Consider the following 13712-nt stretch of genomic DNA (forward strand, 5'->3'; position numbering starts at 1 on the left):
ATGGATCTTCCCAAGCTCACCCCCGGCAAGCGTTTCGCCCTCCCCCGCCCGCCCGGCTCCGCCGACGCGCTCCTCCTCACACGCGTGGCCGAACGCGAGAAGGCCGCCGGCCGCCGCACGGCCATCGTCACGGCAGGCGCCGCCGACGCGCAGCGCCTGCTCGACGAACTGCCCTTCTTCGCGCCCGACCTGCGCTGCGCGCTGTTCCCGGACTGGGAGACGCTGCCCTACGACACCTTCTCGCCCCACCAGGACCTGATCAGCGAACGCCTCGCGACGCTGTGGCGCATCCTGCAGGGCGAGGCGGACGTCATCCTGGTGCCGGCGACGACGGCGCTGTACCGCGTCGCGCCGCCGTCCTTCCTCGCGGGCTACACCTTCGAATTCAAGGTCAAGCAGAAGCTGGAAGAAGCGAAGCTGCGCTCGCAGCTCACGCTGGCGGGCTACACCCATGTGACGCAGGTCGTCAGCCCCGGCGAGTACGCCGTGCGCGGCGGCCTGATCGACTTGTTCCCCATGGGCTCGGCGGTGCCGTATCGCGTCGACCTGTTCGACGACGAGATCGATTCGATCCGCACCTTCGATCCGGACTCGCAGCGCAGCCTGTACCCGGTGCCCGAAGTGCGGCTGCTGCCCGGGCGCGAGTTCCCGATGGACGACGACGCGCGGGCGCGCTTCCGCAGCCGCTGGCGCGAACTGCTCGAAGGCGACCCGACCAAGAGCCGCATCTACAAGGACATGGGCAACGGCGTCGCGACGTCGGGCATCGAGTACTACCTGCCGCTGTTCTTCGAGGACACGGCGACGGTGTTCGACTACCTCGGCGAGCGCTCGACCTTCGTGCTGCATGGCGACCTCGAAGCGGCGTTCCAGCGCTTCTGGACCGACACGCGCGACCGTTACCGGCTGCTGCAGGGCGACGCCGAGCGGCCGATCCTGCCGCCGGAATCGCTGTTCCTCACGCAGGAGCAGTTCTACGGCCATGCCAACGAGCACTCGCAGCTGTCGCTGCGCCCCGGCGCGCAGGACGTCGAGGACAGCGCGCTGTTCCAGAAGCTGCCCGACCTGGGCGTCGTGCGCGGCGCCGAAGACCCGCTCGCGCGCTTCAAGCAGCACCTGGCCACCACCAGCGATCGCGTGCTGCTGCTGGCCGAGAGCCTGGGCCGCCGCGAAAGCCTGCTGGACTTCTTCCGCGCCAGCCACGTGTCGCCGCCCGCGTTCGACTCGCTGCAGGAGTTCCTCGACGGCGACGAGAAGCTGGGCATCGCGACCGCGCCGCTGGCCGAAGGCTTTCGCTGGCCCGAGCAGGCGCTGGACTTCGTCACCGAGACGGAGCTGTTCGCCGGCGGCACGTCGGGCGGGCGGCGCCGCAAGCGGCAGGAGCAGGTCAGCGACGTCGAGGCGTTGATCAAGGACCTGTCGGAGCTGAATGTGGGCGACCCGGTCGTCCACACGCAGCACGGCATCGGCCGCTACAAGGGCCTGGTCAACATGGACCTGGGCCAGGGCAACACCGAGTTCCTGCACCTCGAATACGCCGACAAGGCGACGCTGTACGTCCCCGTCAGCCAGCTGCACCAGATCAGCCGCTACACGGGCGTGTCGGCCGACGAGGCGCCGCTGCACAAGCTCGGCTCCGGCCAGTGGGAGAAGGCGCGCCGCAAGGCCGCCGAACAGGTGCGGGACACGGCGGCCGAACTGCTGAACATCTACGCGCGCCGCGCCGCGCGCGAGGGCTTCGCGTTCCGCTTCTCGCCGCAGGACTACGAGGTGTTCGCCAACGACTTCGGCTTCGACGAGACGGCCGACCAGGCCGCGGCGATCCACGCGGTGATCCAGGACATGATCTCGCCGCAGCCGATGGACCGCCTGGTGTGCGGCGACGTCGGTTTCGGCAAGACGGAAGTCGCCTTGCGCGCCGCGTTCGTCGCCGTCACGGGCGGCAAGCAGGTCGCGTTCCTCGCGCCGACCACGCTGCTGGCCGAGCAGCACTACCAGACGCTGGTGGACCGCTTCTCCAAGTGGCCGGTGAAGGTGGCGGAGATGAGCCGCTTCCGCTCGCAAAAGGAGATCACCGCGGCCGCCAAGGGCCTGGCCGACGGCAGCATCGACATCGTGGTCGGCACGCACAAGCTGCTGTCGAACACGATCAAGTTCAAGAACCTCGGCCTGCTGATCATCGACGAGGAACACCGCTTCGGCGTCCGCCACAAGGAGGCGATGAAGGCGCTGCGCGCCGAGGTCGACGTGCTGACGCTCACCGCCACGCCGATCCCGCGCACGCTGGGCATGGCGCTGGAAGGGCTGCGCGACCTGTCGGTGATCGCCACCGCGCCGCAGCGCCGGCTGGCGATCAAGACGTTCGTCCGCAACGAAGGCAATGGCGTCATTCGCGAGGCCGTGCTGCGCGAGTTGAAGCGCGGCGGCCAGTGCTACTTCCTGCACAACGAGGTCGAGACGATCGAGAACCGGCGCGAGCGGCTGGAAGCCCTGCTGCCCGAAGCGCGCATCGCGGTGGCGCATGGGCAGATGCCGGAGCGCGACCTGGAACGCGTGATGCGCGACTTCGTGCAGCAGCGCTTCAACGTGCTGCTGTGCTCCACCATCATCGAGACCGGCATCGACGTGCCGACGGCCAACACCATCGTGATGAGCCGCGCCGACAAGTTCGGCCTCGCGCAGCTGCACCAGTTGCGGGGCCGCGTCGGCCGCAGCCACCACCAGGCCTATGCGTACCTGCTGGTGCCCGACACCGGGTCGCTCACCAAGCAGGCGTCCCAGCGCCTGGATGCGATCCAGCAGATGGAGGAACTGGGCTCGGGCTTCTACCTCGCGATGCACGACCTGGAGATCCGCGGCGCCGGCGAGGTGCTGGGCGAGAACCAGAGCGGCAACATGCTGGAAGTCGGCTTCCAGATGTACAACGAGATGCTGGCCGAAGCGGTGCGCTCGCTCAAGGCGGGCCAGGAACCCGACCTGCTCGCGCCGCTGCAGATCACCACCGACATCAACCTGCACGCGCCGGCGCTGCTGCCGGACGACTACTGCGGCGACGTGCACCTGCGGCTGTCGTTCTACAAGAAGCTCGCCACGGCCAAGACGCCCGAGCAGATCGACATCCTGATGGAAGAGATCGTCGACCGCTTCGGCAAGCTGCCGCCGCAGGCGCAGACGCTGGTCGACGTGCACCGGCTGCGCGTGCTGGCGCGTCCCTACGGCGTGGTCAAGGTCGACGCGGCGCCGGGCGTGACAACGATCACCTTCAAGGCGAACCCGCCGGTGGACCCGATGCGCATCATCGAGCTGGTGCAGAAGAACCGGCACATCAAGCTGGCCGGCAACGAGAAGCTGCGCATCGAGCGCGAGCTGAAGGAGCCCAAGGACCGGGCGCAGCTGGTGCGGGACGTGTTGAGGTCGTTGGGCACGCCGAAGGTGGCCGAGCCGGCGTAAGAAGGAAGCAATGGATTCCCGCCTCCGCGGGAATGACGTCTCCGTCGTCCCCGCGGAGGCGGGACCCATCGCTCCATCTCGCTTCCTGTCCCCTCCCCTCAACTCGTCCGCACAGGACAGATACGTGACATCTCGACGTTGACGCCCGGAGGCCGCGGCCTAGACTGGGTCGCATGGGCCGCGTCGTTTGTCGCCTGCTCTGCCTGCTGGCCCTGTGGCTCGCCGTGCCCTGGGCCCCGGCCCAGCCCGTGCCCAAGCCGGTGGTGGTGCTCGCCCTCGACGGCGCGATCGGCCCCGCGAGCGAGGACTACCTGCGGCGCGGCCTGGCGATGGCCACGCGCGAGCAAGCGCAACTGCTGGTGCTGCAACTCGACACGCCCGGCGGCCTCGACACCGCGATGCGGGCGATGATCAAGGACATCCTCGCCTCGCCGGTGCCTGTGGCCACCTTCGTCGCACCCGGTGGCGCGCGCGCCGCCAGCGCCGGCACGTACATCCTCTACGCGAGCCACGTCGCGGCGATGACGCCTGCCAGCACGCTGGGCGCGGCGACCCCGGTCGCCATCGGCATGCCCGGCGCAAAGCCGTCCAATCCACTGCCCGCAACGCAGCCGGCATCGCGCGCGAGCGCACCGGTGGCCACCGAAGACGCCCTCGCGGCCAAGCGCATCGGCGACGCGGCGGCGTACATGCGCAGCCTCGGCCAGTTGCGCGGGCGAAATGCGGACTGGGGTGAGCGTGCGGTGCGCGAGGCGGTGAGCCTGTCGGCGCCGGAGGCCTTGCGCTCCAGGGTGGTGGACGTCGTCGCCAGCGACGTGCCGGACCTGCTGCGCCAGCTCGACGGGCGCAAGGTGCCCGTTGCCGACGGCACGGTGGAGTTGCGCACGCGCGATGCGCCGGTCCAGGCCTTCGCGCAGGACTGGCGCAACCGCCTGCTCGCCACCCTCACCAATCCCAGCCTGGCACTCATGCTGATGATGATCGGCCTCTACGGGCTGGTGTTCGAGTTCAGCAACCCGGGTCTGATCGCCCCCGGCGTGATCGGTGCGATCTGCCTGGTCGTGGCGCTGTTCGCGCTGGAGATGCTGCCGGTCAACCACGCCGGCCTCGCGCTGGTGCTGCTGGGGCTGTGCTTCCTCGGCGCCGAGGCCTTCGTGCCCACCTCCGGCGTGCTGGGGGCCGGCGGCTTGATCGCGTTCGCCGTGGGCTGCGTGATCCTGATCGACAGCGACTCGCCCGGCTGGGGCGTGCCGCTGCCGCTGGTCGCCGGGTTGGCGTTGCTGTCCGCCGCGTTCGTCGTCGCCGTGGGCGGCATGGCGGCGCGGGCCCGCCGGCGGCCGGTCGTCACCGGCCTGCCGGCACTGGTGGGCGTCGACGGCGAACTGGAGGAATACGCCGGCGGCGAGGGGTGGGCGCTCGTGCAGGGCGAGCACTGGAAGGTGCGCGGCCCCGACCAGTTGCACGTGGGCGACCGCATCCGTGTCGCGCACGTGCGCGACGGGCTGCTGGAGGTGGTGCCCGCCTGACCGGCCGGCACGGGAGGCATGCATGATCCTCGGCGGCGTGGGCTTCAGCGTCTTCATCGTCCTGCTGGCGCTACTGGCCTTCTCGGCGTTCCGCGTCCTGCGCGAGTACGAGCGCGGCGTCGTGTTCCAGCTCGGCCGGTTCTGGAAGGTCAAGGGACCCGGGCTCGTGATCCTGGTGCCCGGCATCCAGCAGATGGTGCGCGTGGACCTGCGCGTCGTGGTGATGGACATCCCGAGCCAGGACGTGATCACGCGCGACAACGTGTCGGTCAAGGTCAGCGCGGTGCTGTACTTCCGCGTGGTCGATCCGGCACGCGCCATCATCCAGGTCGAGCGCTACCTGGAGGCGACCAGCCAGCTTGCGCAGACCACGCTGCGCGCCGTGCTCGGCAAGCACGAGCTCGATGGCCTGCTGGCCGAACGCGAGCGCCTGAACCTCGACGTGCAGAAGATCCTCGATACGCAGACCGACATGTGGGGCATCAAGGTGACCAACGTGGAGATCAAGCACGTGGACCTGAACGAGACGATGGTGCGCGCCATCGCGCGCCAGGCCGAGGCCGAACGCGAGCGGCGCGCCAAGGTGATCCACGCCGAGGGCGAGCTCCAGGCGTCGCACATGCTGGCCGAGGCGGCGGAAGTGCTGGGCCGGCAGCCGCAAGCGCTGCAGCTGCGCTACCTGGAGACGTTGACGGTGATCGCCGCCGACAAGAATTCGACCATCGTGTTCCCCTTGCCCATCGACGTGCTGGGGCCGCTGCTGCGGCGGTTTGCCGCGCCGCCGGCGGAGTGACGACCCTGCCATTCCCGCGAAAGGCGCTCCCGGAGCGGATGGGACAATGCGCGCATGTCCCGCCATGAATTCGCCCCCGGCCTCGTGATCCAGGGCTTCGAGCCGCCCCTGCCGCTGTCGCGCTTCAAGCTCGCCGCCTTCGACATGGACTCGACGCTGATCGACATCGAATGCGTCGACGAGATCGCCGACATGGCGGGCATGAAGGAGGAAGTCGCGGCGATCACCGAGGCGGCGATGCGCGGCGAGATCGCCGACTACAAGGACAGCCTGCGGCGCCGAGTGGCGCTGCTGCGCGGCGTCACCATCGCCGACCTGGAACTGGTCTACACCACCCGCCTGCGCTTCAACCCGGGCGCCGCGCGGTTGGTCGCCGCCTGCAAGGCCGCCGGCATGAAGACTCTGCTGGTGTCCGGCGGCTTCACCTTCTTCACCGACCGGATCCGCGACAAGCTGGGCATCGACTTCACGCGCTCCAACATCCTGGAGATCGAGTCGGGCCCGAACTGCGGCCAGCTCACCGGCCGCATGGTGAACCAGCCCTGGGGCGACATCTGCGACGGCGCCGAGAAACGCAAGATGCTGCTGGAGACGTGCGCGTCGCTGGGCATCTCGCCCAAGGAAGCGATCGCGGTCGGCGACGGGGCCAACGACCTGCCCATGCTCGGCGAAGCGGGCCTGTCGGTGGCCTTCCATGCCAAGCCGAAGGTGCGCGAGCAGGCGATGGTGTCGATCGAGTCGGGCGGGCTCGACCGCCTGCTGGAAGTCCTGCGCTAGCTCAGGCCGCCGCGGTGGCCGAAGCCACCGGCAGCCGCACGGTGAAGGTGGTACCGCGGCCTAGCGTCGAGTGCACCTCGATGCGACCGCCGTGCATCTCGACCGCGTTCTTCACGATCGCCAGCCCCAGGCCCGTGCCCTGGATGCCGCCGACGTTGCTCGCGCGGTGGAACGACTCGAACAGGTGCCCCACCTCGCCGGCCGGGATGCCGATGCCCTGGTCGCTGACGGTGAACACCATGTCGGCGCCGTCGCGGCGCACGTCGAACAGGACCTCGCCGCCCGATGGCGAGTACTTCACCGCGTTGGTGAGCAGGTTGGACAGCGCGTGCCGCAGCAGCTTGTCGTCCCACTGGCCGCGCCCGACCCCGGGGCCCCACTCCGCGCGCACGCGGCAAGGCGACTTGGGAAACTGCGTCCGCACGTCGTCCACCAGGTCGCGGCACAGCCGCGGCAGGTCGACCTCATGCGGCTGGAAGTCGAGCATCTTCGCGTCCGCCTGTCCGAGCAGCAGCACGCGATCCATCATGCGCGACATGCGCTGCACGCCGGCGGCGATGTCGTCCAGCGTTTCCATGCGCTCGCTCGGCGACAGCCGGTCGCCGTGGTGGCGCAGCACTTCCTCGGCCGACAGGATGGCGGCCAGCGGCGTGCGGAACTCGTGGCTGGTCATGGCGACGAATCGCGAGCGCAGCTCGTTCAGCGCCTTCTGCTGCTCCAGCGCCTCGCGCATCTGCGCTTCCGACTTCTTGCGCTCGGTGATGTCCAGGAAGGTCCAGATCACGCCCGAGTCCGGGTCGTTGGCGCGGATGCAGCTGCCGCCCATCTCCACCCAGAACAGCTCGCCGGTGCGGCGTCGCAGCAGCTGCTCGCAGGTGTAGGTGTTGGTGGCGATCAGCGTCGCGCGCGCTTCCTCGCCGAACCGGCGCCAGGCCTCCTCGCTCTCGTGCAGGTAGATCGAGGTCTGGCCGATCAGCACCTGGCGCGGGTAGCCCAGCATCTGCGCGAACTTCTCGTTCACCCACTCGTGGCGGCGGTACACCGACAGCACGATGCCGACCACGGCGTTGTTGAGGATGGCCTCGCGCTCGGACATCGTCTCCTCGAGACGCTGTTCCAGCTGCTTGCGTTCGGTGATGTCCATCACCGCCCACACCGTGCCCTGGCCCAGGTCCTGCGGGTTGACCGCCTTGCCCGTCAGCTGGGCCCAGATCAGCGCGCCATCACGGCGCCGGAACTGCAGCTCGCGCTGGTACACCTTGCCGCGCGTGACCGCCTCGGCGACGTGGCCACCCACCTCCAGGTACTGGTCCCGCGAGACGTAGAACGGCTCCATCGAGGTCACGCTCTCGTGGCCGGTGCCGAAGATCTCGAACATCGCGCGGTTCGCCCACTTGAAGCGGCCCTGCGGCGTGAGGAAGGCGATGCCCACCAGCGAGTTCTCCAGGATGACCTCGCGCTCGTCCAGCACCTGCTGCAGGCGTTCCTGCGACTGGCTCAGCGCCTCGACCATCGCGCGCTCGGCCGCGATGCGGGCCTGCGCCTGCTCCTTGAAGCGGCGCGCGACGTTGATGCGGTCGCCCAGGGCGAACGACAGCAGCACCATCTCCGTCGCCGAGCCGATCAGGAGCGCGTTGGCGGTGAATGCGTTCGACGGCAGCACGCCGGTGTTGTGCAGCGTGAGCACCACCACGCCGAGCAGCAGGGCCGCCCACGCCGCCATGAAGTAGCGCGCGCCCGCGTAGCCGCGCCGCACGCTGACCCACGCGGTGGCGATGAGCGCGGCGACCGACACCGGCGCGAGCGAGGTCACCAGGACGGCGGAGACGTGGTACGGCAGCGCCAGGCCGCACAGCAACGCGATGACCCAGCCGCCGACCAGCGCCAGCAGCCCCTTGTCGATGCGCGGCATGCGCGCCGCGCTGGAGAGGAACTCGCGCGCGAACAGCACGCCGAAGATCGCCGTCGCGGTCAGGCCGGTCGGGACCGAGACCTCGTTCCACCACGTCAGCTGCGGCCACAGGAACTGGCCGCCGAAGCCGTTCAGCGCCGCCTGCCCGATGCCCATGGCGGCGGCGAAGGCCACGTAGTACAGGTAGCCCCGATCGCGCGTCGAGATGCACAGCAGCAGGTTGTAGAACAGCAGGCCGAGCAGCAGGCCGAAGTACAGGCCGAGCGCCGCGTAGGAGGCCTGGTCGTGCGCCCACAGCGCGGCCGGCCGCCACAGGCGCGCGGGCACCGACACCGTGCCGCCCGAGGCGACGCGCAGATACAGCGCCGTCGTCTGCCCGGGCTGCAGGTGCACGGGGAACACGTGGTTGCGGTGCGGGACCTCGCGGGCCGAGAACGGTTCGTTGTCGCCACCGGTCTGCTTCACGTAGCCGCCACGCCCGTCGGGCGCGAACACCTCGATGCGGTCCAGTGGCGGATAGGCCACCTCCAGCATCCAGTCGCGCGGCGCGTCGGGGGCCGGCCGGAGCGTGACCTCGAGCCAGTACGACGAGGTGCTGAGGCCGAAGTTGGGACCGGGGCCGGTCGGCAGCACGGGCTTGAAGCGCTCGCGGGCGTCCGGTGCCCGCACCTGGTCCAGCGTCAGCTGGCCGCCGGGGTCGTCGAGCCAGCTGAAGGCGCGCGAGATCGTGTACGTGTCGGCGTTGCCGATCGCGACCTCGCCGGCCCACGCCGGCAGCATCGCGAAAAGCCAGGCGAGCAGGACGATGCAGCGTGTCATGCGCGCTCCAGCACGGGCCGGCCGGCCTCGACGGTGAACCGCGCGAGCGTGGACACGGCGGCGTCCGGACGCTGCGCGTCGTCCAGCCCGCGCAGCGTGGTGGCCACGCGGCGCGGCGAGAAGTCGACCAGGCCGTAGCCGCGGTGCGCGGCATCGGCGAAGACGAAGTGCGGGTTCTCGGCCAGCCGCGCCGGCAGCCGGTCGGCGCTGCCCGGATGGGATGTGATGCTGGTGCCGCAGAACTCGACGCCGACCCGCGCCGAGTCCGGCCGCGCGTAGTCGTCCAGCACGTGGCCGACCCAGTTCTCGTGCTCGTTGCCACCAAGCAGGACGGGATTGGCCACCTGGCGCCGCTGCAGCGTCGCGGTGAGGCGGCGCCGCGCGGCGGGATAGCCGTCCCAGCCATCGGACGAAACCAGCTGCCCCGGCCCGGCGAGGAAGTCGCGCCGGCCGAACAGGCTCTGCTGGCCCAGCACGGTCCAGGTGCCGGCCGCGTGGGCCAGCGTCGCATCGAGCCATTGCTCCTGCGCGCTGCCCAGCAGCGTGCGCGCCGGGTCGGAGAGCGCTGCGCATGTCGCGGGATCGATCGCGCCGCCGGGGCGGTCCTTCGGCGGGCAGGCCTGCGCGTCGCGGTACTGGCGCGTGTCCAGCAGCAGCAGGTCGGCCAGGCGCCCCCAGCGGTAGCGCGTGTACACGCGCAGCTCCGGCGTGGACGCCGCCGATGCGATGGCGCGGGCGTACTCGCTCGCGCGCACCGGCATGTGTTCGTAGAAGGCCTGGTACGCGGCCGCACGGCGCGCCGGGAAATCGGCGACCGCGTTCATGCCCACCGGGCGCGGGTCGCCGGCGTGCACGCCGGCGTAGTCGTTCTGCACCTCGTGGTCATCCCACGTCACGAGCCACGGGCAGGCCGCGTGCATGGCCTGCAGGTCGGGGTCGCTGCGGTGCAGCGCGTAGCGGTCGCGGTACTCCTGCAGCGTGTGCACCCAGCCGATGGTGGGGAAGCTGCGGATCGCGGCGGCGATGTTCGGGTACTCGTAGATGTAATCGCCGAGGAACATCACGAGGTCCGGCGCGTCCTCGCGCATGTGGCGCCAGGCGGCGTAGCGCCCGTGCTCCCAGCGCTGGCAGGACGCGTACGCCACGCGCAGCCGGTCGGCGCGGCCGTCGGCGGCAGGCAAGGTGCGCGTGCGGCCGGTGGGACTGGTCGCGTCGCCACTGTGGAAGCGGTAGTACCAAGACCGGTTCGGCTGAAGGCCGCCGGCTTCCACGTGCACGCTGTGGCCGAGCTCCGGCAGCGCGAGCGTCTCGCCGTCCCGCACGATGTGCGTGAAGGCTTCGTCCTCCGCGAGTTCCCAGCGCACGGGCAGCGGGTCGCGGCCGCCGTTGGGCAGGCCGCCGCGTTCGGGGGCCAGGCGGGTCCACAGGACGATCGAGTCGGCCGCCGGTGCGCCGCTCGCCACGCCCAGTGCGAAGGGGGTGTGGGTCCAGCGCGCCTGCGCGTACGCGCCACGCGGCAACCAGGCCAGCGCCGCCGCCGCGGTGGCGAGCCGCAGGAGGTCACGGCGGTCCGTCACGAAGGGTGCGCGCATGGCCGAGGCACTATAGCAACGGATGGGCTGGGGCCATCGAACTCCCTGACGCAGAGATCGCAGGGCAAGCGCAGGGAACGCAGAAGAATTCTTCTGGAAATTCTTATCTGCGCCCCCTGCGCTTGCCCTGCGTCCTCCGCGTTCGGGAGTCCGCCTTCAAGCAGCGGCGCGCTGAGCGACGCGCACGCCGCGCAGGCGGTGCAGCAGGAACAGCACGATCGCCAGGTTCAGCGCGTTCCAGCCGATGCCGTTGAGGAACGCGGCGCGGTAGGAGCCGGTCCAGTCGAACACGGCGCCCGACAGCCAGCCGCCCAGCGCCATGCCAAACAGCGTCGCCATCAGCACGGTGCCGACCCGCGCGCCGACCTCCTTGGGGTCGAAGTGCTGCCGCACGATGAGCGCGTACGACGGCACCAGGCCACCCTGGAACAGCCCGAACAGTCCCGACACGACGTACAGCGACACCATGCCGTCGAAGGGCAGGAACAGCAGCAGCGCGATGCCCTGCAGCACCGAGCCGAGCAGCAGCGTGCGCAAGCCACCGATGCGGTCCGAGATCCAGCCCGACGCCAGCCGGCTCACGATGCCCAGGCCCAGCATCAGCGACAGCATCTGCGCGCCGCGCGCGGCACCGAAGCCCAGGTCGGAGCAGTACGCGACGATGTGCACCTGCGGCATCGACATCGCCACGCAGCACGACACGCCCGCGACGCACAGCAGGCCTTGCGCAACGGCAGGCGGCAAGCCAAAGGGCCGCGCGGTCGAGGCAGCGGACACCTTCGCCGCGGACGAGGCAGGCGCGGTGAAGGCGGCGATCGGCGGGCGCGGGCGCAGCAGCACGCACAACGGCAGCATCGTCAGCAGGCAGAACACGCCCAGGCCGATCGACGTCTGGCGCCAGCCGGCCGCATCGATGAAGTGCTGCAGTACGGGCGGCCAGATCGCGCCGGCCGCGTAGTTGCCGCTCATGCACACGGCCAGCGCGATGCCGCGCCGGCGCTCGAACCACTGCGAGGTGTCCGACACCAGCGGCGCGAACGTGGCCGAGGTGCCCAGCAGCCCGACGAACAGGCCCTGCGCCACGCAGAACATCGCCAGCCCCGGCGCGAAGCCGGACGCGATGAACCCGATGCCCAGGCCGACGCCGCCGATCGCCACCGGCAGCATCACGCCGAAGCGGTCGGCCAGCTTCCCCATCAGCACGCCGCCGACGCCGAAGCCGACCATGGTGAGCGTGTACGGCAGCGAGGCGTCGCCACGCGCCACGCCGAAGTCGCGCTGGATCGCCGGCAGCATGACGGTGACCGAGTACATGCCCGCGCCGCCGATCGTCATCAGCAGCAGCGACAGCACCAGGCGCAACCAGGCGTACGGCGATTCGACCGCGGAGGCCGGCGCGGGGCCGGCACGCAGCAACAGGCCGGGAGTCATGGCCCGCATTGGACCATGAGCGCGACAGCGTCGGACCGCACCGACATCGCGCCATGCCGGTGGACGACCGCAGGCGCGCGCACCGGCCGCTACCGTGCGGCATGGACCAGCCCAGCCCCGGCCTGCAGCGCCCTGCCCCGCGCCATTTCTCGATGCTGCGGGGCTTCCACCTCGCCGACTTCTTCACCCTCGGCAACGCGGCCTGCGGCGTCGGCGCGACCCTGCTGGCCATGCTGTTCATGGCCAGCGGCGAGCCCGCGCACTTCTTCACGGCGGCGGCGCTCGCGCCCGCGGCATTCGCGTTCGACGTGCTGGACGGCCGCATCGCGCGCGCACGCCACCAGCACTCGCCGCTGGGACGCGAGCTGGACTCGCTGTCCGACGTGATCTCCTTCGGCGTCGCCCCCGCCGCGCTCGGGTTCGCGGCCGGCCTGCAGGGCGGCTGGGACGTTGCGGCGCTCGTGTACTTCGTCTGCTGCGGCGTGAGCCGGCTGGCCCGCTACAACGTCACCGCCGAAGACCTCGCGGGCAGCGACGGCAAGGTGAAGTACTTCGAAGGCACGCCGATCCCCACCAGCGTGCTGCTCACCGCGCTTCTCGCGGTCGCCGCGTGGAGCGGACACCTGGGCGACGACCTCTGGTTCGGCGTGCTCGAGGTCGGGCCGTGGCGGTTGCACCCGCTCGTGCTGCTGTTCGTGCTGTCGGGCAGCTGCATGATCAGCAAGACACTTCGCATTCCCAAGCCGTGAAGGCCGCCGCCGTTCGCCTGTTCACCGCGCTGTGGCCGCCGGCCGCCGTGCGCGAGGCGCTTGTCGCGCTCGCGGCGCGCTGGCAGTGGCCCGCGGGTGCGAAGCCCGTGGCCCCCGCGCGCCTGCACGCGACGCTGCATTTCCTCGGCCTGGTGGACCCGGACTGCGTGCCGCTGCTGCGACCGGTGCTGGACGTGCCCTTCGAGCCGGTGACGCTGCATCCCGAGGCGGCGCGCCAGGCCGTCTGGCCGGGTGGCATCGCGGTGCTGGAACTCGAAGTGCCCTCCGCGCTGCGCGCATGGCACGAACGGGTGTCGACGGCGCTGCGTGCGGCAGGCTTCGACGTCGAGGCGAGGGCGTGGCGGCCGCATGTGACGTTCGCCCGGAAGGCATCGCACGCGCGTCCTGCACCCGCCTGCGAGTTGCCGCCGTGGCCGGTGGACGACGTGGCGCTCGTGCGCAGCACGCCGGGCCGCGGCTACGAGGTGCTGGCCTGCTTCGGCCGCCGCCCGGAGGACATCGCGCATGTTGGCTGAGCCGTTCCCGCTGGTGCATGGCCCGTTCGGGCCATCGGTTGGCCCGACGGGGCCAGCGGGCTGGGAAAAACGCGCACGGATACAGGCTGCGCCGGAACAATCGCTGCAGATCAACGCAGTACCACCC

General features: G+C 70.6%; 9 protein-coding genes. 6 read left to right on the top strand and 3 right to left on the bottom strand.

Annotated features, from left to right (window positions below; genetic code table 11):
* From mfd to serB, 4 genes are all read left to right on the top strand, one after another.
* Nucleotides 1-3450, top strand: a complete 3450-nt coding sequence (gene mfd, locus I8E28_RS13680; RefSeq protein ID WP_200788601.1) for a transcription-repair coupling factor — start codon at nucleotides 1-3, stop codon at nucleotides 3448-3450.
* A 173-nt stretch (nucleotides 3451-3623) separates the two neighbouring features.
* Nucleotides 3624-4976: an NfeD family protein gene (locus I8E28_RS13685; RefSeq protein ID WP_200788602.1), complete on the top strand. Its 1353-nt coding sequence runs from the start codon at nucleotides 3624-3626 to the stop codon at nucleotides 4974-4976.
* Between the two features lie 22 nt (nucleotides 4977-4998).
* Complete coding sequence (locus tag I8E28_RS13690; protein ID WP_200788603.1) at nucleotides 4999-5769, top strand: slipin family protein; 771 nt, start codon at nucleotides 4999-5001, stop codon at nucleotides 5767-5769.
* Between the two features lie 54 nt (nucleotides 5770-5823).
* Complete coding sequence (gene serB / locus I8E28_RS13695; RefSeq protein ID WP_200788604.1) at nucleotides 5824-6546, top strand: phosphoserine phosphatase SerB; 723 nt, start codon at nucleotides 5824-5826, stop codon at nucleotides 6544-6546.
* 1 nt (nucleotide 6547) lies between these two features.
* Here the strand turns inward: serB and I8E28_RS13700 are convergent, their stop codons facing one another.
* The 3 genes from I8E28_RS13700 to I8E28_RS13710 form a co-directional block, all read right to left on the bottom strand.
* Entirely contained in the window at nucleotides 6548-9277 is a 2730-nt protein-coding gene (locus I8E28_RS13700; protein ID WP_200788605.1) for a sensor histidine kinase, read from the bottom strand.
* Complete coding sequence (locus tag I8E28_RS13705) at nucleotides 9274-10869, bottom strand: alkaline phosphatase D family protein (protein WP_200788606.1); 1596 nt, start codon at nucleotides 10867-10869, stop codon at nucleotides 9274-9276. The genes I8E28_RS13700 and I8E28_RS13705 overlap by 4 nt, the downstream gene beginning before the upstream one ends.
* Nucleotides 10870-11025: 156 nt before the next feature.
* Nucleotides 11026-12300 (bottom strand): MFS transporter, encoded by a 1275-nt coding sequence (locus I8E28_RS13710; RefSeq protein ID WP_200788607.1) that lies wholly within the window; start codon nucleotides 12298-12300, stop codon nucleotides 11026-11028.
* 101 nt (nucleotides 12301-12401) lie between these two features.
* Between I8E28_RS13710 and I8E28_RS13715 the strand changes: the two genes are divergently transcribed.
* Together I8E28_RS13715 and thpR are read left to right on the top strand one after the other, a co-directional pair.
* Entirely contained in the window at nucleotides 12402-13049 is a 648-nt protein-coding gene (locus tag I8E28_RS13715) for a CDP-alcohol phosphatidyltransferase family protein (protein WP_239027235.1), read from the top strand.
* Nucleotides 13046-13585 (top strand): RNA 2',3'-cyclic phosphodiesterase, encoded by a 540-nt coding sequence (gene thpR / locus I8E28_RS13720; RefSeq protein ID WP_200788608.1) that lies wholly within the window; start codon nucleotides 13046-13048, stop codon nucleotides 13583-13585. Before I8E28_RS13715 ends, thpR begins: the two co-directional genes overlap by 4 nt.
* The last annotated feature ends 127 nt before the right edge of the window (nucleotides 13586-13712 follow it).

It is taken from the genome of Ramlibacter algicola (assembly GCF_016641735.1).
GTDB classification, from domain to species: domain Bacteria; phylum Pseudomonadota; class Gammaproteobacteria; order Burkholderiales; family Burkholderiaceae_C; genus Ramlibacter; species Ramlibacter algicola.